The organism is Xanthomonas sp. LMC-A-07, from assembly GCF_030208825.1.
Lineage (GTDB): Bacteria > Pseudomonadota > Gammaproteobacteria > Xanthomonadales > Xanthomonadaceae > Xanthomonas > Xanthomonas campestris.
Genome location: NZ_JARVTF010000014.1, coordinates 13,505 through 35,681, shown reverse-complemented (window position 1 = coordinate 35,681; position 22,177 = coordinate 13,505). Strand labels below are relative to the sequence as shown.

Annotated in this window: 20 protein-coding genes; 14 read left to right on the top strand and 6 right to left on the bottom strand. The window is 66.1% G+C overall.

Features of this window, described 5'->3' with window-relative positions; all coding sequences use genetic code 11:
- Nucleotides 1-199: 199 nt before the first annotated feature.
- Nucleotides 200-1,000: an N-acetylmuramoyl-L-alanine amidase gene (locus tag QRM89_RS15275; RefSeq protein WP_273675758.1), complete on the bottom strand. Its 801-nt coding sequence runs from the start codon at nt 998-1,000 to the stop codon at nt 200-202.
- Between the two features lie 153 nt (nt 1,001-1,153).
- Here QRM89_RS15275 and QRM89_RS15270 point away from each other — a divergent pair, with 153 nt between their 5' ends.
- The 6 genes from QRM89_RS15270 (at nt 1,154) to QRM89_RS15245 (ending at nt 6,996) form a co-directional block, all read left to right on the top strand.
- Nucleotides 1,154-2,563, top strand: coding sequence for an SH3 domain-containing protein (locus QRM89_RS15270; protein WP_285448393.1), 1,410 nt, complete (start codon nt 1,154-1,156; stop codon nt 2,561-2,563).
- Nucleotides 2,560-3,654 (top strand): dipeptide epimerase, encoded by a 1,095-nt coding sequence (locus QRM89_RS15265; protein WP_285448392.1) that lies wholly within the window; start codon nt 2,560-2,562, stop codon nt 3,652-3,654. The genes QRM89_RS15270 and QRM89_RS15265 overlap by 4 nt, the downstream gene beginning before the upstream one ends.
- Before the next feature lie 163 nt (nt 3,655-3,817).
- The gene (locus QRM89_RS15260; RefSeq protein WP_285448391.1) at nt 3,818-4,594 is read left to right on the top strand and encodes a L,D-transpeptidase family protein; all 777 of its coding nucleotides are present in this window, start codon (nt 3,818-3,820) and stop codon (nt 4,592-4,594) included.
- The gene (locus QRM89_RS15255) at nt 4,591-5,892 is read left to right on the top strand and encodes an APC family permease (RefSeq protein WP_285448390.1); all 1,302 of its coding nucleotides are present in this window, start codon (nt 4,591-4,593) and stop codon (nt 5,890-5,892) included. Before QRM89_RS15260 ends, QRM89_RS15255 begins: the two co-directional genes overlap by 4 nt.
- An 87-nt stretch (nt 5,893-5,979) precedes the next feature.
- Nucleotides 5,980-6,477, top strand: coding sequence for a hypothetical protein (locus tag QRM89_RS15250; protein ID WP_076036578.1), 498 nt, complete (start codon nt 5,980-5,982; stop codon nt 6,475-6,477).
- Nucleotides 6,478-6,648: 171 nt separating this feature from the next.
- Nucleotides 6,649-6,996 carry a hypothetical protein gene (locus tag QRM89_RS15245; RefSeq protein ID WP_014506334.1) on the top strand — a complete coding sequence of 116 codons (348 nt, stop codon included), beginning with the start codon at nt 6,649-6,651 and terminating at the stop codon, nt 6,994-6,996.
- A gap of 39 nt (nt 6,997-7,035) precedes the next feature.
- On the opposite strand, the gene yiaA is transcribed toward QRM89_RS15245, so the two are convergent.
- Nucleotides 7,036-7,470: an inner membrane protein YiaA gene (gene yiaA / locus QRM89_RS15240; protein WP_012439434.1), complete on the bottom strand. Its 435-nt coding sequence runs from the start codon at nt 7,468-7,470 to the stop codon at nt 7,036-7,038.
- A gap of 170 nt (nt 7,471-7,640) precedes the next feature.
- On the opposite strand from yiaA, the gene QRM89_RS15235 reads away from it, so the two are divergent.
- On the top strand, nt 7,641-8,819 hold the full coding sequence (locus QRM89_RS15235; RefSeq protein WP_014506333.1) for a PQQ-dependent sugar dehydrogenase: 1,179 nt from the start codon (nt 7,641-7,643) through the stop codon (nt 8,817-8,819).
- A 320-nt stretch (nt 8,820-9,139) separates the two neighbouring features.
- Here the strand turns inward: QRM89_RS15235 and QRM89_RS15230 are convergent, their stop codons facing one another.
- The 3 genes from QRM89_RS15230 to tsaD form a co-directional block, all read right to left on the bottom strand.
- Nucleotides 9,140-11,311: a glycoside hydrolase family 3 N-terminal domain-containing protein gene (locus QRM89_RS15230; RefSeq protein ID WP_285448389.1), complete on the bottom strand. Its 2,172-nt coding sequence runs from the start codon at nt 11,309-11,311 to the stop codon at nt 9,140-9,142.
- A gap of 255 nt (nt 11,312-11,566) precedes the next feature.
- Nucleotides 11,567-11,920, bottom strand: a complete 354-nt coding sequence (gene folB, locus QRM89_RS15225; RefSeq protein ID WP_011038896.1) for a dihydroneopterin aldolase — start codon at nt 11,918-11,920, stop codon at nt 11,567-11,569.
- Nucleotides 11,921-11,989: 69 nt separating this feature from the next.
- Nucleotides 11,990-13,054, bottom strand: coding sequence for a tRNA (adenosine(37)-N6)-threonylcarbamoyltransferase complex transferase subunit TsaD (tsaD, locus tag QRM89_RS15220; protein WP_285448388.1), 1,065 nt, complete (start codon nt 13,052-13,054; stop codon nt 11,990-11,992).
- Nucleotides 13,055-13,334: 280 nt separating this feature from the next.
- Here tsaD and rpsU point away from each other — a divergent pair, with 280 nt between their 5' ends.
- From rpsU to QRM89_RS15185, 7 genes are all read left to right on the top strand, one after another.
- On the top strand, nt 13,335-13,550 hold the full coding sequence (rpsU, locus tag QRM89_RS15215) for a 30S ribosomal protein S21 (protein ID WP_002808376.1): 216 nt from the start codon (nt 13,335-13,337) through the stop codon (nt 13,548-13,550).
- 225 nt (nt 13,551-13,775) lie between these two features.
- Nucleotides 13,776-14,222, top strand: a complete 447-nt coding sequence (locus tag QRM89_RS15210) for a GatB/YqeY domain-containing protein (RefSeq protein WP_011038898.1) — start codon at nt 13,776-13,778, stop codon at nt 14,220-14,222.
- A gap of 823 nt (nt 14,223-15,045) precedes the next feature.
- Nucleotides 15,046-15,993 carry a YihY/virulence factor BrkB family protein gene (locus QRM89_RS15205; RefSeq protein WP_161960447.1) on the top strand — a complete coding sequence of 316 codons (948 nt, stop codon included), beginning with the start codon at nt 15,046-15,048 and terminating at the stop codon, nt 15,991-15,993.
- Nucleotides 15,994-16,073: 80 nt separating this feature from the next.
- Entirely contained in the window at nt 16,074-17,822 is a 1,749-nt protein-coding gene (dnaG, locus tag QRM89_RS15200) for a DNA primase (protein WP_285448387.1), read from the top strand.
- On the top strand, nt 17,819-18,319 hold the full coding sequence (locus QRM89_RS15195) for a sulfur transferase domain-containing protein (protein WP_285448386.1): 501 nt from the start codon (nt 17,819-17,821) through the stop codon (nt 18,317-18,319). The genes dnaG and QRM89_RS15195 overlap by 4 nt, the downstream gene beginning before the upstream one ends.
- Before the next feature lie 46 nt (nt 18,320-18,365).
- Nucleotides 18,366-19,406 carry a bile acid:sodium symporter family protein gene (locus QRM89_RS15190; protein WP_285448385.1) on the top strand — a complete coding sequence of 347 codons (1,041 nt, stop codon included), beginning with the start codon at nt 18,366-18,368 and terminating at the stop codon, nt 19,404-19,406.
- 207 nt (nt 19,407-19,613) lie between these two features.
- A complete protein-coding gene (locus tag QRM89_RS15185; RefSeq protein ID WP_285448384.1) occupies nt 19,614-21,188 on the top strand; it encodes a thioredoxin family protein in 1,575 nt (524 codons plus the stop codon).
- A gap of 91 nt (nt 21,189-21,279) precedes the next feature.
- Here the strand turns inward: QRM89_RS15185 and cyoE are convergent, their stop codons facing one another.
- On the bottom strand, nt 21,280-22,176 hold the full coding sequence (gene cyoE / locus QRM89_RS15180; protein ID WP_042595343.1) for a heme o synthase: 897 nt from the start codon (nt 22,174-22,176) through the stop codon (nt 21,280-21,282).
- Between the last annotated feature and the right edge of the window lies 1 nt (nt 22,177).

Genomic DNA, 22,177 nt, shown 5'->3' with positions numbered 1-22,177 from the left:
GGCGGGCCGATCCTAGCAACAATGCGCAGTACACCCAGTAGATTTCGGAAGCCAGCCCACCGGACGTGGGCGGATTAAGTGCTTGGCTTCGACCCGGGCCTGCAGGAAGTCCGCGGGCCATCCTTTGCCATGTGGCCCGCGCGGGCATTCTGCCTTCGATCGCCGGCCGATCCAGCGACTCGGAGCGAACCCGTGGACGCTAGTTCGCCTCGGGCGCAGCTGCCGGAACGAGCGCCGTCGCCGGTACCGTCAACGGCCGCGTCAACGCAAACAGGATGCGCAGATCTTCCGCGTCCAGCACCTTGGCGTCATTGCCGCGGAAGTGGTGGTGGAAGGCCTGCAGGGTAGCGGCGGGGTCGTCCAGGCTGTAGCCGAGCAGGGCCAGTGCCTGCCAGGGGTCGAAGCCGGCGGGCGCGGCGGGGCTGTCGGCGGCCGGCCAGCGGCCGAAGCCGGCATCGGCCAGGCGCTTCCACGGGAACAGGGGGCCCGGGTCGTTCTTGCGTGTGGGCGCGACATCTTCATGCCCAACGATCTGGGTGCGCGGGATGCGCAGGCGCGTGCACAGGTCCTCCAGCAACACCAGCAGGCTGTCGATCTGCGCCGGGGCAAAGGACTCGTGTCCGTCATTGTCCAACTCGATGCCGATCGAGGCCGAGTTGATATCGGTGATGGTGCCCCAGCGCCCTGCCCCGCCATGCCAGGCGCGTGCGCTGTCGGCGACCAGTTGATAGCGCTGGCCATCCTCGCCAATCAGGTAGTGCGCACTGACCCGGCCGCCGCTGTTGCGGCCGCGCAAGGTGGTCAGGCTCTGCTGCACGGAGTGCTGGTCGGTGAAATGCAGCACGATCAGGATCGGGCGCCGCGCATCCTGGTTTGGCGACGGCACCCACTGGGCCAGCGGGTTGCGCTGCGGCGCATGCGCGCACGCGCCCAGCAGCAGCACCGCCGCGCACAGCGCGGCACGTGACCACAGGTGCAACGCGCGAGGACGAGGGGGCATCCGGTTCTCCTTCAAAGACTGCCCGGTCAGGCAGGTGCGACGCGCGCCGGCCTGGGCACACGTGCGGGTGAGCGCCGCGCGGGCACAGCGCAACGCGACTAGACTAAACGCTTCGCAGCATGCCGGCCGCGGCCATCGTCGAGAACTCCTGCCATGCCCGTGTCGCGCCCTCTGTGCTTGTGGTTGCTCTGCCTGGTCGTGATGCTCGCCAGCGGTATGGCGTGCGCGGACAGCTCGCCTTCCCTGCAAGCACCGTTCGCCGTGGACGAAGCGCAGCTGCAGGCCGATTACTGGATCGCACGCAGCGACACGGCCAACGCGCCGCGCATGCCTGGCACGCAGATCGCCGCGTTCAATGCACGCCTGTTGCGTGACGATGCCTCCATGCACGACCTGGCGCGCCTGCCCGCTACGCTGACGGCTGCGCAGGTGCGCGCATGGATCCAGACGCTGTCGGCAACGCCAACGCGCACGCTCTACAGTGCCGATGGCCAGACGATGAGTGCAGCGCAGTTGGATGCGTTGCGGCAATCGCTGGCGCTGGATACGTTACCCGCGCGGATCACGCCGGCCTATGCCCTGGTGGTGCAGCGCGCCGCCTTGCGCACCTTCCCGACCACGCAGCGGGTGTTCACCACTCCCGACGACCGCGATATCGACCGGTTTCAGGAGTCGGCGCTCTACCCCGGCACGCCGGTCGCCGTGCTGCACACCAGTGCCGATGGTGTGTGGCGCTTTGTGCTGGCCGAAAACTACGCCGCCTGGGTCGCCAATGATCAGCTGGCGGTGGGCACGCGCGCCCAGGTGCTCGACTACGCACAACGCGGCCCGCGCCTGGTGGTAACCGGCGCACGCGTGCAGAGCGCCTACACGCCGGAATTGCCGGCGGTCTCCGCACTGACGCTGGACATGGGCACCAGCCTGCCGCTGCTGCCGCGCTGGCCGCCACAGACGCCGGTCAACGGGCAATTGCCGCTCGCCGCATACGTGGTGGAACTGCCACAGCGCGATGCGCGCGGTGCTCTGCAGCTGGTGCCGGCGCTGGTGCCGCGTGGTGCGGATGTGCATGTCGGTGCGTTGCCGCTCAGCGATGCAGCACTGCTGCGCCAGGCGTTCAAGTTCCTGGGTGAGCGCTACGGCTGGGGCAACGATTACGCCGCACGCGATTGCAGCGGCTTCGTGCTGGATGTCTATCGCAGCCTCGGCATTGCGCTGCCACGCAATACCGGCGACCAGGCGCGCAGCCCGGTGCTGCACAGCGTGCCCTTCGATCAACGCGCTCCCTTGCCGCAACGGCAACAACAGCTGGCGCGGCTACAGGTGGGCGACCTGATCTACATCCCCGGCCACGTAATGCTAGTGATCGGGCATGTGCAGGGCACGCCGTGGGTGATCCACGACGTGGCCGGTGCGGGCTACCGCGATGCCGCCGGCGCCCTGCAGCGCGCGCGCTTGAACGGTGTCTCGGTCACGCCGCTGCTGCCGCTGCTCGCCGGCGACGGTACCCCGTTCATCGACCACATCACCCGCATCCAACGCGTTGCAGCCACGGCCTTGCCATGAAGATCACCGGTTTCCGCCTGGGCATGCTGCGCGTGCCGTTGAAAACCCCGTTCAAGACCGCGGTGCGCACGGTGCAGGCCATCGAGGATGTGGTGGTGCTGCTCCAGACCGACGGCGGCCACATCGGCTATGGCGCCGCGCCCGCCACCGCGCTGATCACCGGCGAGACGCATGCCAGCATCATCGCTGCCATCACGCACTGCATCGGCCCGCGCCTGGTCGGTCAGGACGTGGCCGATCTCAACCGCTTATGCGGGCTGGTGCAGCAGGCGCTGGAGCGCAACAGCAGTGCCAAGGCCGCGGTGGAAATCGCGCTGTACGATCTGTGGGCGCAGGCGTTCGATGCGCCGCTGTATCAGCTGCTGGGCGGCGGCACTCCGCGCATCACCACCGATATCACCATCAGCGCCAATCCCATCGAGGTGATGGTGGCCGATGTGCACGACGCGCTTGCGCGTGGCTACCGCGCGCTGAAGATCAAGGTCGGCAAGGACATCGATTCGGACCTGGCCCGTGTGCAGGCGATTCACGCTGCCGTGCAGGGCCGTGCGTCGCTGCGGCTGGATGCCAACCAGGGGTGGACGCCCAAACAGGCGGTGCGCACCATGCGCGCGCTGGAGCATGCAGGCATCGCTCCGGAGTTGCTGGAGCAGCCGGTCAAGGCCGCCGACCTCGATGGCCTGGCGTTCGTCACCGCACATATCGACACCCCGGTAATGGCCGACGAAAGCGTGTTCGCGCCGGCGCAGGTGATCGACCTCATCCAGCGCCGCGCGGCCGACATCGTCAACATCAAGTTGATGAAGACCGGTGGGTTGTCGCAGGCCATCCGCATTGCCGATATCGCTGCGCTGTACGGCATGCCGTGCATGATCGGCTGCATGATCGAATCCAGCATCAGCGTGGCCGCCGCGGTGCATCTGGCGGTGGCCAAGGCCGACAGCATCACCCTGGCCGACCTGGACGCGCCGGCGCTGGGGCAGTTCGACCCCACCGAGGGCGGCGTGCATTTCAATGAGGCGCAGATTCATATCGACGACGCGCCCGGCCTGGGCATCCGGCGCATCCGCGGGCTGGAGCTGTTGCCCTGATCGGCGCACATGCCGCGCAGCGCTGCGTTGCATCCACCGATGCGCAGGCGAGCGCGTTGCTGGGTACAGTAGCGATCAGGCGTGCAGTGCCGAACGGCAATACGGTGCGCGCCGCCCCCTTTGCAGCGGTGCCTACCGCTGGTCAGTGATCACTGGAGCCTGCATGCGCATCGCTGTGTTGTTTCGATCCTTCGTGGTGCTGGCGGTCCTGCTGAGCAGCAGCGCGCCAGGCAGCGCCGCCCCGGTGCCGGCACTGGAGGCGGCACGCGCCCTGATCGTGGTGACCACGGCGGACTGGGACAGCACCCAGGCGCGGCTGCAGGCCTTCCACCGCGTGGATGGCCGCTGGCAACCGGCCGCACCGGCGTTTGCAGTTGCGCTGGGCCAGCATGGCAGCGCCTGGGGCGAGGGCCTGCACCCGGCCCAGACGCAAGGCCCGCAAAAACGGGAAGGCGACGGCCGCAGCCCGGCCGGCATCTTCGCCATCGGCCCCGCGTTCGGCTATGCGCCGCAGATCGATAGCGCCATGCCGTACCAGCCGATGCAGGCCAGCCACTACTGCATGGATGTACCCAGCTCGCCGCTGTACAACCGCATCGTCGATGCCGACCAGGTGGGCAAGGCCGCGGTGGCCGGCTCGACCGAACCGATGCGTCTGGATCTGCGCCAGCCCGGCGATGCGCGCTACCAGGAAGGGTTTGTGATTGCACACAACCCACAGGCGATTCCCGGCCGCGGCAGCTGCATTTTCGCGCATCTGTGGCGCAGCCCGGGCCATGCGACTGCCGGCTGCACCGCGATGGCGCCGGCAGACATGCGACGCTTGCTCGCCTGGTTGAAGCCCGAGGATGCGCCGCTGTTCGTGCTGTTGCCACGTGCCGAGTACGCGCGCCTGCAACGCAGCTGGCAGTTGCCGGCACTGGCGCAGGCCACACCATGAGCAGCCAAGGCAATGAATCTCCCGCGCTGGTGCGCGCGGTCAGCCGCTGGCAAATCGTGGGCTTGTCGATCAACGATGTGATCGGCAGCGGCATTTACCTGCTGCCCGCGGCCACGGCCGCGCTGCTGGGGCCGATGAGCCTGTGGGCGGTGATGCTGGCCGGCCTGGCAGTGGCGCTGCTGGTGCTGTGCTACGCCCAGGCGGCCAGTTATTTCGATACGCCCGGCGGCAGCTATCTGTATACGCGCGAAGCCTTCGGCCCGTTCACCGGCTTCCAGATCGGCTGGATGATCTGGCTGACACGCATCAGTTCGGCCGCGGCACTGAGCAATGGGCTGGCCGATGCGGTGGCGCGCTTCTGGCCGGCCGCTGGCAGCAACGGCTGGGAACGTCTACTCGTGGTGGTGGGCTCGCTGGGCGTGCTCACCGCCATCAACGTGATCGGGGTGAAGTCAGCCGCACGCACCGGCGTGGCGCTGGTGATCGGCAAGCTGGTGCCGTTGCTGTTGTTCGTGGCCATCGGCCTGTTTTACGTGGATTGGTCGTGGGCCTTTGCCGGCAGCACGCCAGACCTGCGCGACCTGGGTAACCTGGGCGAAGCCGCGTTGCTGCTGCTGTTCGCCTATGCCGGCTTTGAGAACATCCCTGCCGCTGCAGGCGAGTACCGCAACCCGCGCCGCGACGTGCCGTTCGCCTTGATCACCATGATCGTCACCGTGACCCTGATCTACGCCGCCGTGCAGGTGGTGGCGCAGGGCACCCTGCCCAATCTGGCAGCATCGCCTACGCCGCTGGCCGATGCCGCCAGCCGTTTCGGTGGCGAAGCCCTGGCGCTGATCCTCACCGTGGGCGCCACCATCTCCATCCTGGGCACCACCAGCAACACGGTGATGCTGGGCCCGCGGTTTTTGTTTGCACTGGCCCAGGACGGCTACGGCCCGGCCTTTTTGGCGCGCGTCCATCCGCGCTTCCACACCCCGGCGGCAGCCGTGCTCACGCAAGGCGTGCTTTCGCTGGCGCTGGCCTTGTCGGGCTCGTTTACGCAGCTGGCACTGCTGTCGATGGTCACGCGGCTGTTTGCCTATATCGGCACCGCGGCGGCGGTGATCGTGCTGGCACGCCGTTATCGCGCGCGCACCGATGCCTTGCGCCTGCCCGGTGGCCCGCTCATTCCCATCGCCGCCCTGCTGTTGTCGCTTGGCCTGTTGGCGAGCGCCAGCTGGCAGAACCTCGCCGCCGCCGGGCTGGCCTTGCTGGTGGGCTGCGTGTTCTACCTATTCCCGCGTAAGCCCGCCTGAGCACTTCGCGCCGCGCTCGCGTAGCGCTCACGCACGACTAACTGCGTGCGCATGACGCTGCCACGCACAGTCCTGCGGGAGGTTGCGATGAAGCTGCGCCGTGTCTACAGCACACCGAATGTCGACAGTGCCCAACGCGTCCTGCAGGCCGCGCGCGGCGCGGGGCTCGACAACGATGCGCTCTCACTGATTGCGCGTTCGGATATCGAAGTGGAAGGCGTTCCCGACGAACGCAAGGACGCCAAGACCGACTTCCTGCCCGCCGCCGCCCGCGGCGCTGCCACCGGCGGTGCCGCTGGCCTGGTCGCAGGATTGGTCGCCATCGCGGTGCCGCCAATTGGGCTCACTGTCGCTGGCGCCGGTGTCATGGCCCTTGCGGGCGCTTTGGTTGGCACGTGGTCGTCCGCGCTGGTGGGCGCCACCGTGCCGGATCCGGTGCGACGCCAGTTCGAAGACGAGATCGAAGCCGGTCGCGTGCTGGTGGTGATCGATGCCGAAGAACAGGAACTCCACAATGCGGAGACCGCGCTGGTGAGCGCAGGGGCAACGCCGTTGCCGTATGAAGCCGCGTCAGCGGCGACCTGAAGCATCAGCGGAAATGCGATGCGGGCTCAATCGCATACTCCGAGCAAACCACTTCAGCTTGGACAACACACCCACGAGCACCACAGTTTGATCTACCCATCACCCGGCGTGCCATGCAGTTAACAACCGCCGCCCTAGGGTATTTCGCACATTCGAACGACGGAGACGCGCATGAACGTTCCCTACCAGATTCCCGGCCGTGCCCCGGACGAAGGCCGCAACCAGAACGTTTCGCAATACTGGCGCGAGCGTTTCACCGAGGAGCCGTATTACGCCGAAGGCGATCGCTACGAAGATTATGAAGCCGCGTATCTTGCCGGCCACGAAGCACGCGTGCGCGATATGGCACGCGCCTACGATCAGGTGGAAGCCGAACTGCATCGTGACTGGGATGCCAATCGTGGGTCTTCATCGTTGAGCTGGAGCAAGGCCCGCCATGCCGTGCGGCGCGCATGGGAAAGCGCTGCAGAGTTTGTCAGTGGCGATGACCACGCCAAGAACGCAGAACGCCACCGTTGAGGTGGCGTTTCGCGTTAACACGTACCAGCTGGTGCAGTGTCAGTCCAGCGCAGGCGGGACGGCGCGGCGCACTGACCCCGCCGGGCCATCCATCGCATCACGCGTGTTCTTCTGCACCGCGACCGCGCCAAACAGGCTCAGTGCGTAGGCCATCGCATAGAAGCCTTTTTCGCTGAGCAGCAGTGTTGCGTTGAACAAGCCAATGGTCAGCAACAACAGCGCTGCAATCAGCGAGAACCAGCAGATGGCGTAATACAACCCGGTGACCGGAATACCATCGACACGGTCGCGCACACTTTTTTGCAGCGATACCGATGCGAACAGGCCGAACAACAGCAGGGTGAAGTAATAGCCCTTTTCGTTGAGCAGCATTTCGGCATTCCACAGGCCGACCAGATAGGCGCCGCCACCGAGCAGCAAGGCGGCCCACGATGCGGCGACAAAGGCAAACGAGGTTTTCTGCGTGACAGCCATGGAAACTCCTTTTCATGGTGAAGCATCGAGAGGGGACCCGGCGGTCTCGCAGATGGTGATCTACGACAAGGGCGGCCTGGACGGCGTCGTGTAAGGTACTTGAAAACCCGACGCGGGACACGTTGTGGGAGGGCTGCGACGTGACCGTGCCTCATCCCCTGGAGGACCTCATGTCAGTTCGACGTCTGCTTGCCCTGGCCTGCACGGCCAGCTTGTTTGCCACCGGCGCCGCATTTGCCGCACCTGCCACCGCGCCGGCAGCGTCCATTCCCAAGGCGCAATGGCCGTTCCAGGCCACCACCGTGGCCGATTTCGATGAGCCGTGGGCCATGACGTTCCTGCCCGACGGCAGCCTGCTGGTCAGCGAAAAGCGTGGCGCGTTGATGCGCCTGGACCTGAAAACAAAGCGCAAACGCGCCATTACCGGCATCCCCACCGTCGCTTACGGCGGCCAGGGCGGTTTCGGCGATGTGCTGGCGCATCCGCGGTTCGCCCGCAATGGGCTGGTGTACGTGAGCTACGCCGAACCTGGCGAGGGCGACGTGCGCGGCGCGGCCGTGGCGCGTGCCAAGCTGACATTGGACGCAAACGGCGGCGGCAGCCTGTCGGACCTGAAGGTGATCTGGCGGCAGGACCCGAAGGTGACCGGCAACGGCCACTTCGGTCATCGCCTTGCCTTCGGCCCGGACGGCAAGCTGTGGATCAGCTCCAGCGAACGCCAGAAGTTCACGCCCGCGCAGGACATGCAGGCCAACCTGGGCAAATTGATTCGTCTCAACGACGACGGCAGTGTGCCTGCCGACAACCCCTTCGCTGCGCAAGGTGGAGTTGCCGCGCAGGTGTGGTCGCTGGGCCACCGCAACATCCTGGGCATCGCGTTCGACAGCAAGGGCAAACTGTGGGAACACGAAATGGGCCCGCTCGGTGGTGATGAGCTCAACCTGATCCAGCGTGGCGCCAATTACGGCTACCCGGTGGTGTCCAACGGCGACAACTACGACGGCACGCCCATCCCGGATCACAACACGCGCCCGGAGTTCGCTGCGCCCAAGATCAGCTGGACGCCAGTGATTTCGCCGGCGGGGTTTGTGATCTACAGCGGCAAGCAGTTCCCGGCATGGCGCGGCAATGGCTTCATCGGCGGGCTGTCGTCGATGGCGTTGGTGCAGGTGTCCCTGGACGAACAACCGCGCGAACTGGCCCGTTACGACATGGGCGCGCGCATCCGCGAGGTGGAGCAAGGTCCAGATGGCGCGCTGTGGCTGCTGGAAGACGAGGCCAGCGGCAGCACCGGCCGTCTGCTCAAGCTGACACCCAAGCGCACCGGCGCTGTCGAGGAAGATGCGTGAACCAGCGAGTTTGAGTAGGGGAGTCATGCCATCGCCACGCACGCATCGCGTGCTGGCGATGGTCATGATGCGAAGCGCCGAGTGATCGGCGCTTTTTTCTGCGACACGTACTTCTGCAGCATGTATGTCTTTCGACAAAAAGTTGCGCGCAGCGGCAAGCGCGTTGACCGCTAACGCTGATGGGCCGCTATGCACTCGCATGCGAACGACGTGTGTGATCGTCGCCTGGCCTGAGTCACAGGTCTCCAACCCAGAGACCCGCGTTGCATCCACACAACCGAGTGACCTGCACTGCGGCAGGCCACGCCATGGTGGGTGCCTCAGCTTTCCAGCAACTCGAACGACACCGGCTCGCCACTCTTGGCCGACGCGCACACCCACACATCGAACAACCCCGGCTCGGCGCCGAACACGCCCTTGGGGTTGGTAAACGCCAGCGCATCGCGCTGCAGGGTGAACACCACCTCCGCACTCTCGCCCGGCTGCAGCAGCACCTTGCGGAATCCCTTGAGCTCGCGCACCGGGCGCACGCGGCTGGCAACCCGGTCGTGCACATACAGCTGCACCACTTCTTCGCCGGCCACCGCGCCAGTGTTGGTGACGCGCGTGGTGATGGTCAGCGTCTGCTCCCATCCCAGCTGCGTGGTGCTCAGTTGCGGCGCCGCATACGCAAAGGTGGTGTAGCTCAAGCCGTGGCCGAACGGGTACAGCGGCTCGTTGGGCATCTCGCGCCAGCGCGCCTTGTACTCGGACAGCGTGGGCAATTCCGGGCGGCCGGTGCGCAGATGGTTGTAGAAATACGGCTGCTGGCCGGTCACCTGCGGGAAGCTGATCGGCAGGCGTGCCGACGGGTTGTAGTCGCCAAACAGGACGTCGGCCACGCCGGTGCCGGTCTGGGTGCCCAGGTACCAGGTCACCGCAATCGCATCGGCATCGCGCACCGCACCGCTCAGCGCCAGCGCGCGGCCGTTGCGCAACAGGATCACCATCGGCGTGCCGGTGGCGGCCACCGCTTCGGCCAGCGCCTGCTGTGCCGGCGGCAGCGTGATCTCGGTCCGCGACTGCGCCTCACCACTGAAACGCTGCGGCTCGCCCAGTGCCAGCACCACCACATCGGCAGCTTGCGCGGCATCGATTGCCGCGGAAATGCCGCCCGGCAACGGCTCTTCCAGCCCGCAGCCGGCCACCACGCTCAGGTTGTCAGCCGCCACTACCGCGCGCACGCCCTGCTCGAGCGTGACGTACCGTTCCTTGTCGCCGAACAGGGTCCAGCAGCCTTCGATGTTTTCGCGGTCCTGCACGAACGGGCCGATCAGCGCGATGTTCTGCCCGCTCTTCTTCAGCGGCAGCAGGTCGCCTTCGTTCTTGAGCAGAACGATCGAACGCCGCGCCGCATCGCGCGACAACGCATCGTGCGCAGGCAGATGCGCGGTATCGGCTTCGCGTGCGGGATCCAGCGAGCGGTACGGATTGTCGAACAGGCCGATCGCCTCTTTCAGCTGCAGGATGCGGCGCACGCTGGCGTCCAGCGTGGCCATCGGCACCTCGCCGCTTTCCACCAGCGACGGCAGATGCGCGGCATAGAAACCGCTCTGCATGCTCAGGTCCAGACCGGCCAGGAACGCCTTCTTGGTGGCGTCGCGCTCATCGGCCGCGTAGCCGTGCGCAATCAATTCCATGTCGGCGGTGTAATCGGAAATCACCACGCCCGGGAACTGCCATTCACCGCGCAGGATCTCGGTGAGCAATTCGTGGTTGGCGCTGGCCGGAACGCCGTTGATGTCGTTGAAGGACGACATCACCGTCAGCGCGCCCGCATCGAATGCCGCCTTGAACGGCGGCAGATGCACATCGCGCAGCGTCTGCGGGGCGATATCCACCGTGTTGTATTCCATGCCGGCCGCCACCGCGCCGTAGGCGGCGAAATGCTTGGGCGTGGCCAGCAGGCAATCGTCGGCTTTGAGATCGCTGCCCTGGAACCCGCGCACGCGCGCGGTGGCAAACGCCATGCCCAGCACCACGTCTTCGCCGGCGCCTTCGGCGCCACGGCCCCAGCGCTGGTCGCGCGCAATGTCCACCGCAGGTGCGTAGGTCCAGTGCAGGCCGGCAGCGGTGGCCTCGATCGCGGTGGCCCGCGCGGTGCGCTCAGCCAGCTCCGGCTCGAAGCTTGCCGCTTCGCCCAACGGGATCGGGAACACAGTGCGCATGCCGTGGATGACATCGGCGGCCAGGATCACCGGAATGCCCAGGCGGCTTTCTTCGACCGCCACTTTCTGGATCTGCACGCCCAACGCAGCGCCCACACCATTGAACAGCGAGCCCACCCGGCCCTGGCGGACCTGTTGCAGCACTTCGTCGGCGTTGAGGACATTGGCCTCGGGATTCACGTCCGGCGCGAACGGCCGCACCATGTCGGCGAATACCCCGAGCTGGCCGACCTTCTCTTCGACGGTCATGCGGGCAATCAGGGAGTCGATGCGATCAGCAGCCATGAGATCCTTGAGAAAACGTTTACATGGCCGGCAATTCTAGCCTGATGCGACCATGATGGTGAAAGTCCCCACCCCGGTTCAGCCTCGGATTCAGCTGTTCGGGGCGGCAGTGCGACGCAGTTCGCGCAGCCGACGGCAGACGCTGTCCCCAGCAGCGCCAGTGACCCCGGCTGTTGGATGAGCCCGGTTGCCGGCGGATCGGCCACCTCTCTAACTCGATACACCAACGTCTATTACGCCAGTGGGAGCGCAAGATCAGCTGCGGCTGCGCTCGATGATGACGCCCACCGCCTGCGCGCCGCGCACCGCGCCCGGCTTGCTCAACTTCAGCCGCAGCCACTGCACCTGAAATTCGTCCAGCACGATCGCCGCACACCGCTCGGCCAGTGTTTCCACCAACCCGAACTCCGACTGCTGCACGAACTCGATCAACCGCTTGCTCACCGCCTTGTAGTTGAGCGTGTCGGCGATGTCGTCGCTGGCGGCCGGAATGCGGTTGTCGAACCCCATCTCCAGGTCGAACCGCAACGTCTGCCGAATCCGCCGCTCCCAGTCATAGATGCCGATCAGCGCATCGATGTCGAGACCTTCGATAAAGACTTTGTCCATGGAGAGCCGAGATTGGGGAGTGGGGAGTCGGGATTGGCAAGAACAGGAAGGCAGCGCGGAGCCAGGCATTTACGAATCCCGAATCTCTACTCCCGATTCCCGCGCCGCCGCTAGCGGCGCAAGCGTCGCCATGTCCCAACGCGGCGTCACCTGCACCGCGGCATCGGCGTGCTCGCCGGCTTCCAGGCGCAGCGCGCCGGCGAAGGCAATCATGGCGCCGTTGTCGGTGCACAGGGCTGGACGCGGGAAGCAGACCCGGCCGCCGCGGCGCTGCGCGGCCTCCTGCAGGCGGGCCCGCAGGCGCTTGTTGGCGCCCACGCCGCCGGCCACCACCAGGGTGTTGCAGTCGGCGGCGTCCAGCGCGCGCAGGCACTTGATCGCCAGCGTCTCCACTACCGCATCTTCGAACCCGCGCGCGATGTCGGCGCGGGTGGTGTCGGACTGGTCGCTGCCGCGCCAGGCCAGCAGCACCTGGGTCTTGAGCCCGCTGAAACTGAAGTCCAGCCCGGGGCGGTCGGTCATCGGCCGCGCGAACTTGTAGCGCCCCGGCGCGCCGGTTTCGGCCAGCGCCGCCAGCTGCGGACCGCCCGGATACGGCAGCCCCATCATCTTGGCAGTCTTGTCGAAGGCCTCGCCGGCGGCGTCGTCGAGCGTTTCGCCCAACACTTCGTAGGCGCCCAGCGCCTTCACCGAGACCAGCTGGGTGTGGCCGCCAGATACCAGCAGCGCCACGAACGGCGGCTGCGGCGGGTCGTCTTCCATCAACGGGGCCAGCAAATGGCCTTCCATGTGGTGCACGCCGATCGCCGGCACCTCCAGCGCCCAGGCCAGCGCGCGCGCCACCCCCGCACCTACTAGTAAGGCACCGACCAGGCCCGGGCCGGCGGTATAGGCCACCCCGTCCAGCTCATCGATGCGCAACCCGGCCTCGTCCAGGGTCTGGCGGATCAGCGGCAGCAGCTTGCGCACATGGTCGCGGCTGGCCAGCTCCGGCACCACGCCGCCGTACTCGGCATGCAGCGCGATCTGGCTATAGACCGCATGGGCACGCAGCGTCGGCACGCCGGACAACGCGGTGTCGTACACCGCCACTCCGGTCTCATCGCAGGATGATTCGATCCCAAGCACTTTCATGACAGTTCGGCAGGCAGGTTCATGGGCGACATTTTCGCAGCTTTTGCCGCGCGCAAACCGGTCTCCGCAGGTATGCTGCGCAACCGCGGAATGGCCCGCCAACTGCGGCAGCACGCACGTTCCGGCGCCCTCGATCCATTCGATTGCGCCAGGGGCTTGCAGGCCGTTCCCAAGTCGTTATAATGCGCGGCTCGCCGGGGCAACCCGGAAATTCCGTCACGCGAGTCCGCTCGCACCCGCCCGGGGCTCCCGGACGGAAATCCCATTATCTGGAGAACCCATGCCCAGCGTTAAAGTCCGCGAGAACGAGCCCTTCGAATTTGCGCTCCGCCGTTTCAAGCGCACCTGCGAAAAGGCCGGCGTGCTGGCCGAGACCCGCAAGCGCGAGTTCTATGAAAAGCCGACCCAGGAGCGTAAGCGTAAGGCTGCCGCTGCTGTGAAGCGTCAGCTGCGTCGCTCGTCGCGCGACGTCACCAAGCGCCAGCGTTTGTACTGATCGATCGCGGTTCTTCGCCGGTGGGCAGGCGCTGTAGGCGCGGCCCCTCGGAGTAGAACCCAAGAGCCGGCACGCGTAAGCGTCGCCGGCTTTTTGTATTGGCCTGACGCGGCCGTGCGTGCCGAGGCAGTTGGCCCGGCCACCGCGTCGCTGCATTCACGCCGGTTACCCGCCATCTCGGCGGCGCCTGTCGGCGATCCCCCTTACGTCACCCAGGAGTACAGCATGTCCCTCAAGCAACAGCTCACCGAAGACATGAAGGCTGCGATGAAGTCCGGCGACAAGCACAGCCTGGGCGTGATCCGGCTGATCAATGCCGCGATCAAGCAGAAAGAAGTGGACGAGCGCGTCGAAATGGACGATGCCGCCGTCATTGCCGTGCTCGACAAGATGGTTAAGCAGCGCAAGGACTCGGTGACCCAGTACGAAGGCGCCGCCCGCGAGGATCTGGCACAGATCGAGCGCGAGGAAATCGTAGTGATCGAGCGCTACCTGCCGGCCAAGATGGGCGAAGCCGAGATCGTGGCCGCGATCCAGGCGGCCGTCGCCGAGACGGGCGCCAGCAGCCCTGCCGATATCGGCAAGCTGATGGGCGCACTCAAGCCCAAGCTGGCCGGTCAGGCCGACATGGGCCTGGTGTCCACGCTGGTGAAGAAGCAGCTGGCCGGCTGAGGCCGATCAACCGGCATGCCCTGCGCCGATGGCAGGGCGTGCAGGCGCGGCGGGCGCACTGCCGCCGCCGCGCGCGTCGAGCCCGCGTGGTGCGATGACGACGCGCGCCGGTGATGGGCCTTCGCCTTCCGAGGTGGATCGCAGCTTGGCGGTATGTGTGGCCCGATGCGTTGCACGGTTACATCATTCGCAGCGGTTGAACCATCCCCTCGTTGCTACGAACGCGCACTGCGCGCTGCCGAGTCCGCGCATATCGGTACGCCGCCGCACGGCGTCATAGACGCCGCAGTGCTGCTGGCACATCGTTGATCACTGATCCGTACTGCCGTTGCCGTTGCCTTTTCCGTTCCGAGAACAACGGCGCGCAAGCGACGATGTGGCTCCGGCTCAAGCAAATGGCCAATGCACACTGCATCTGCGCGCCTCATACCGTTGGTTCGCCGTAAGTCCGACACTGCGCTGCAGTGTGGCAAGGCTCGCACCGATTCTTTTTCTGTCATACGACTGCGCGCTATCGCAGACAGGAATCAACGCTGCGCGCTGAAGTCAACCACGCATCGCGCGGCAGGCGCCGCAAGTGATGTGCAGCACTCAACGATGCGCTGATATTGGCCCAGCCGGCAGCGTGCCACCGGCACATGCCCTAACCTGATCTCGCAGCCATCGCTGCACGACATCCTCCAGCATCGATTTTTTCACCATGCCTTCGATCCCGCCCTGCTAGAACGGTGATGCCAGCGCAGGCGCAGGCCAGGCACTCCGCATACCGGCCTGGCCCTTGGATCCTGCACACGCCACGGTATGCGCCAAGGATTCTCCGCCGGTGACGACATTCTCCACCGAACACCTGCAAAAGCACCTGACCCGCGTGCAGCGCAGCCTGCCCATGGCGCTGTTCAACCGCTTTCTCGAAATCGACGTGATGACCCAGGCCGCGTCGTTGTCGTTCTATGCGCTGCTGTCGCTGGCGCCCTTGCTGGTCTTGCTGCTGTGGCTGACGGCCTCGCTGTATCCACCCGCGCAGGAAGCGCTGGTGCAGCAGATCGCGCAACTGGCCGGCGGCAGCGCGGCAGAAGTCGCCGATACGGTGATCCGCAATGCCACCGACCAGCCCGGTGTGGGCTCGCTGGCCGGGCTGTGGAGCACGCTGCTGCTGTTCATCGGTGCCACTGCGGTCTTTGCGCAGCTGCAGAACGCACTCAACCTGATCTTCCGTACCGACAAGCAGCGCCTGGACGGCATCATGGCGTGGCTGAAGAAGCGAGTGTTTTCCTTCGGCGTGATCCTGGCGCTGGGCTTTCTGCTGATCGTCTCGATGATCGCCACCACCGCCTTGCAGGTGGTCTTTGCCAGGCTGCCCTCTGTACTACCTGCTGTGGGCTATGTGACCACGCTGGCGTTGTATTCGCTGGCGTTCGCGTTCCTGTACCGCTACCTGCCCGATCGCACCGTCAATTGGCGCCAGGCCTTCGTGGGCGGCGTGATCACTTCGCTGCTGTTTGCCCTGGGCCGCTACGCGATCGGCGTGTACATCGCCAAGGCTGCGCCCGGCAGTGCGTACGGCTCGATGGGCACGCTGGTGATCCTGCTGGTGTGGATGTACTACGCCTCGGTGGTGTTCTTCATCGGCGCGCTGCTCACCGCAGTGATCGATGAGCGCGTGCGCTCGCACCGCAAACTGCGCGATGCCGGCGTGGACCCGGAGCATCCGCCCGAGATTGCTGCTGTGCCGGCAACACCGGCTTCCACCGAGACGCCGTTGCGCAGCTGAGCCCAACCGTGGGCGCTCGGCTGCGGATGAAGACGCACTGAGACAGGCCCGAGCCGGGCGCGAGGGATTATCCTAGCGGGATGGCCCGCATCCCAGACGCGTTCATCGACGAACTGCTCGCACGCACCGACATCGTCGAGGTGGTGGGCGGTCGCGTGCCGCTCAAGCGCCAGGGCAAGGAGTATTCGGCGCGCTGCCCGTTCCATGACGAGCGCTCGGCCTCGTTCACCGTGTCGCCGACCAAGCAGTTCTATCACTGCTTCGGCTGCGGCGCGCATGGCACCGCGATCAGCTTCCTGATGAATTACGACCGCCTGGAATTTCTCGACGCGGTGGATGAGCTGGCCAAGCGCGCCGGCATGGAGATTCCGCGCGAGACCCAGCAGCGCACTCCGCAGCAGCAAGACGACAGCCGCGAGTTGTACTCGGCACTGGAGGCGGCAACCAAGTTCTTCCAGCGTCAGCTCGAAGGCAGCGACCGTGCCCGCGACTATCTGGATGGGCGCGGCGTGGATGCGGAAAACCGCGCGCGTTTCCAGATCGGCTACGCACCGGATGGCTACAGCGCCCTGAAGGACACGCTGGGCACCGATGCGCGCCGCATGAGCGTGCTCGAACGTGCCGGGCTGTTTTCCAAGAACGACCGCGGGCATGTCTACGACAAGTTCCGCGACCGGGTGATGTTCCCCATCTTCGACCGCCGCGGCCGCGTGATCGCCTTCGGCGGGCGCATCATGGGCGGGCCGGCCGATGGCCGCGACCCGGGGCCCAAATACCTCAATTCGCCGGAAACCGCGCTGTTCCACAAGGGCCGCGAGTTGTACGGCCTGTGGCAGGTGCGCCAGGCCAACCAGAAGATCGAACGGCTGATCGTGGTGGAGGGCTACATGGACGTGGTCTCGCTGTTTCAGTTCGGCGTGACCCAGGCGGTGGCCACGCTGGGCACGGCGACCACGCCGGAACACGCCGAGCTGTTGTTCCGCAATGCGCCGGACGTGTACTTCTGTTTCGATGGCGACAACGCCGGGCGCAAGGCCGGCTGGCGCGCGCTCGAATCGGTGCTGCCGCGGATGAAGGACGGCCGGCAGGCGTTCTTCCTGTTCCTGCCCGACGGCGAAGACCCGGACACCATCGTGCGCAAGGAAGGCGCGCAGGCCTTCGATGCGCGCTTGAAGCAGGCCACGCCGCTGTCACAGTTCTTCTTCGACGAAATGGCGCGCGACATCAACCTGCACACGCTGGATGGCAAGGCACGCCTGGCCGAGCGTGCCAAACCAATGCTGGCGCAGATTCCCGAAGGCGCGTTCGGCGATCTGATGAAGCAGGAGCTGGCGCGTATGACGGGCGTTGGGGCGAGCATGTCCGCGCAACAGTCCCCGCCAAAAGCGCGGCCGCCCGCGCGCATGGGTGCGCCCACGCAGAAACGCAGCCTGGTGCGTGCGTCGATCGCCATCCTGCTGCAACAGCCGTCATTGGCGATGAGCCTGGAAGGCGACCACGATTTTTCCGGCCTGCGCCTGCCCGGTATCGAGCTGTTGATGGAGCTGCTGGCGCTGGTACGGCAACGGCCGGAAATCAGCACCGGCGCGCTGCTGGAACACTTCGCCGAGCGCGAGGAACTGGTCGCGCTGCAGAAGCTGGCCGCGCAGGAGCTTCCCGGCGACGAGCACAGCTGGGCGATCGAGTTGCATGACGTCGTCGCCCAGCTCGACAAGCAGTTGCTGCGCCAACGCGTGGAAGAACTGCAGGCCAAACAGCGCGCGCAGGGCCTGGACAACACCGACAAGTACGAAATGCGCGAGCTGCTCAAGGCACTCGCAGCGTTGTGATGCCACTGCGCCTGCGCCACGCGGTCTGGATGCTCCTGCTGCTCGCCGGCGGCGCGCTGGCGCAGTCAGCACCGCCCTACCGCCCGCGCGCGGTGCTGAGCGCCGGCCAGCCATCGCAGGCGCAATTGCGCGAGGCAGCCGCCAACGGCGTCACGACCGTGATCGACCTGCGTGGCCCGGACGGAGCGCGCGGCTACGACGAAACCGCAAGCGCGCACGCCCTGGGCCTGCGCTATGTGCGCCTGCCGATCCGCACTGCAGCCGGCCTTACGCCCGACAACGTGCGCGCATTGCAGCGCGTGCTCGACCAACAAGCCCAGGGCAAGGTGTTGCTGCATTGTGCAAGCGGCAATCGCGCCGGCGCGTTGTTGGCGCTGCTCGCCGCACGCGAAGGCGCCAGTGCCGAACAGGCCCTGCAGATCGGGCGCGATGCCGGCCTGCAACCATCGCTGGAACCGGCGGTGCGCGAACGCCTGCCGCCGCCGCCGCCGCAGTGATGCATCTGTTGCGCCGGCATCGGTCGGTGCAGCAGCGCATCGTAGAATGGTCCGCGACAGGCGCCTGCGCGCCGCCCCTGGGACCTCGATGAAGAAGCTGCTGGCGCGGTTGCGCATTGATCCATTCACCCTGGCGCTGCTGTGCACGGTCACGCTGGCCTCGCTGCTGCCGGTCACCGGCACCGCGGCCGCGATCATGGACGACGTCACCGACGTGGCAATCGCCGCGCTGTTCTTCCTGCACGGCGCGCGGCTCTCGCGCGAAGCGGTCAAGGCCGGCGCGCTACATTGGCGGCTGCACTTGGTGATTCTGGCCTGCACCTTCGTGCTGTTCCCGCTGCTGGGCCTGTTGTTCAAGCCGCTCGCGCATCTGGCGCTGACGCCGGAGTTGTACATCGGCGTGCTGTTCCTGTGCGCCCTGCCCTCCACCGTGCAGTCCTCGATCGCGCTCACCTCGATGGCGCGTGGCAATGTGCCGGCAGCCGTCTGCGCGGCCTCACTTTCGAGTTTGCTCGGCGTGTTTTTCACCCCGCTACTGATGGGCGCAATGGTCGGCAGCCAGGGCGCAATGGCGCACCCGGCCGAGGCCATCGGCAAGATCCTGCTGCAGCTGCTGGTACCGTTTCTGGCTGGACATTTCATGCGCCCGTGGATCGGCGCGTGGGTAGAACGCCATCGCGCGGTGCTGCGTTACACCGACCAGGGCACCATCCTGCTGGTGGTCTACACAGCCTTCAGCGCCTCGGTCAACGAAGGCCTGTGGCAGAAGACACCGCTGCCAGCCTTGCTCGCCGTGCTGGGCGCTGCGGCGCTGTTGCTGGCGGTGGCCATGCTGTCAATCACCTTCATCGCACGCCGCCTGCGCTTCAACCGCGCCGATGAAATCGCCATCGTGTTCTGCGGCTCCAAGAAGAGCCTGGCCACCGGCGTGCCGATGGCCAAGGTGATGTTCGCCGGCGGCGGCCTCGGCGCGATCGTGCTGCCAATCATGCTGTACCACCAGCTGCAGCTGATCGTGTGCGCGTTCGTGGCCGCGCGTTATGCGCGCACCGCACCGGACCCGCAGCCCGATAGCAGCCGTCACTAGGCGCATTCAGCGCACCGCGATTGTGACCGAATGATGACGTACTGCTGCATTCGCGCCGATCCAACGATGCGTACTGCGGGACGGCGGTTCGCATTGTCCGGCGTGTGACGCATCAAAGTCAGTGACAGTGGGAGGACGTACGCGGCGGAGCCTGCAAGGGCTGCTCGACGGCGCGTTCGGGCATCTCCTCCACGCAAAGGCTTTCCCATGGCACTGTCATTTCGTTCGCCGTCTCCCGCGCTGCTTGCGCTGTCTGCCGTCCTCGCGACGCTGACCGCCTGCGATAAGCCGACTCCATCAGCGGTCAACGCGCCGCCCGCGGCCGCCGCACGCCCGGCCGTGCCGTCCGGCATTCATTGGCAGGAAGGCAAGCTTGACGAAGCCCTCGCAGAAGCCAAGAAAACCGGCAAACCCTTGCTGCTGTACTGGGGCGCGGTGTGGTGCCCGCCGTGCAATCGGCTCAAGTCCACCACCTTCAAGGACCCGGCCTTCATCGCGCAGGCCCAGCAATTCATTGCGGTGCATCTGGACGGCGACCTGGAAGAAGCCCAGGCGGCGGGTGAACGCTTCGCGGTCAAGGGATATCCGACCATCATCATGCTGCGCCCGGATGGCACTGAAATCACCCGGCTGATCGGCGACACCACGACGGCCCAGCTGATCGACAGCCTGCACACCGCCACCCAGCTCAGCGGCGGCACCCAACAGCTGCTGCAGCTGGCGCTCAAGCAGCCGGCCTCACTGAAGCAGGAGGAATGGGCGCTACTCGCCAATTACGCTTGGCTTTATGACAATCACCTGGTCGACGCCAAGGAGGCGCCCCGCGTTCTGGCCGCGTTGGCAAAGGCAGCGCCACAGCCAGCGCTGCAACGGCAATTCCAACTCCAGGCGGTGCTCATCGCCAAGCAGAAGCCGGTCGCAGATCCGGCCACCTACGCGTTACTGCAGGCCGTGCTCGCCGACCCGGCAGAGGTTCGCGACAATCTCCATGTCCTGCTGCCCAATGCCGCCACGCTGGTTGCCGCCTCCACCGCCGATCCAGGCAAGCGCGCCACCTTGTCGCAGACATTCGAGCAGGTGCTGACGCGCGCCTATGCCGACCCCACGCTGCCGATCAGCGACCGCTTGCGCACCGCGTCTGCGACGATCGACCTCGCGCGCCTGGCTCAGGGGCAGACCGATGAGACGAACGAGAAAAAACCCAAGCCGCCCTTGCCGGCGGCTGTGGTCGAAACCGTGCATCAGCGCGTGCAGTGGGCCGTGACGGCCGCCAAAACTGCCGAGGAGCGTCAATCCACCATCGCCGATGCCATGCACCTGTTGGTCGATGTCGGCGACAACGACGCAGCAGAAAAATTGCTGACGGCGGAGTTGGGCCGCACCAAGACGCCGTCTTACTACATGCCGTACCTGGGTCATCTGGCCGAGGACCGCGGCGACAGCAAGACCGCACTGTCCTGGTTCAAGAAGGCCTACGAAACCCCCGGTAGCGAGGGAAATGTCCTGTATCGCGGCATGACCTATCTGGATGCGCTGATCCGGCTCAATCCGGACGATGCTGCAGGCATCGAAGCGCTGACGACTCAGGTGATCGGTGACCTGGCACACCAGACCGACGGTCACCTGCGCGAAAACCGCAGACACTTCGATCCGGTGGCCGAAGCGCTGAAAGCCTGGGGCAAGCAGCACCCAGCGCAAGGCAAGGCCATGCTGGCACGGCTGCATCAGAAAGCGCAGACCCTCTGCGGCAACAAGACCGAATGCGTCGCCTGGCTAGGCTAGGACCTGGAAGCGACGTAGCACGGCGCGAGAGGCATGACCGGGCACTGGCGAGCACGCGCATCAAGCGGTTCGCCGATGATGGCACCTGGTGCTAACGCACCCACGGCAGCACCAGGTGATCGACCATCAGGAACGCGAACAGCGCCATCAGATACACCACCGAGTAGCCGAACATCTTCATCGAGAACAGTTCGTCCGGCGGGTCGAGCATGCGCCACGCGTACCAGAGAAACACCGCGTTGAGCACCACCGCACCGCCCAGATAAAACACCCCGCTCATGCCCACGGCCACCGGCAGCAGCGTCACGATGGCCAGCAGCACGGTGTACACCAGGATCTGCTTGCGCGTATGCGGCACGCCATGGGTCACCGGCAACATCGGGATCGCCGCCTTGGCGTAATCGGCACGCCGGAAGATGGCCAGGGCCCAGAAATGCGGCGGGGTCCAGATGAAGATGATCAACACCAGCAGCGAGGCATTGATCCAGTCGGCGCTGGTGGGCAAACCGGTCACTGCCGCCCAGCCCAGCATCGGCGGCGTGGCACCGGCCAGCCCGCCGATCACGATGTTCTGTGAGGTCGCGCGCTTGAGATACACGGTGTAGATCACCGCATAGCCGATCAGCGAGGCAAAGGTGAGCACGGCAGTGATGACGTTCACCCAGACCACCAGGATGGTCATCGAGATCACGATCAACACGCTGGCGAAGGCCAGCACCTGCGCGGGCCGTACCTTGCCCACCACCAACGGGCGCCAGGAGGTACGGGCCATCTGTGCGTCGATCTTGGCGTCGAGCAGCTGGTTGATGGCCGCCGCCGCCGATGCCGCCAGCCAGATACCCAAAAAGCCGAGCGCGCCGGTGCGTACCTGTAGCCAGGTCGGCATGCCGGGGATGGCCAGGAACATGCCGACCAGCGCGGTGAACACGATCAGTGCCACCACCTTCGGCTTGGTCAGGTCCCAGTAGTCGCGTGCGCTGACAGCCATC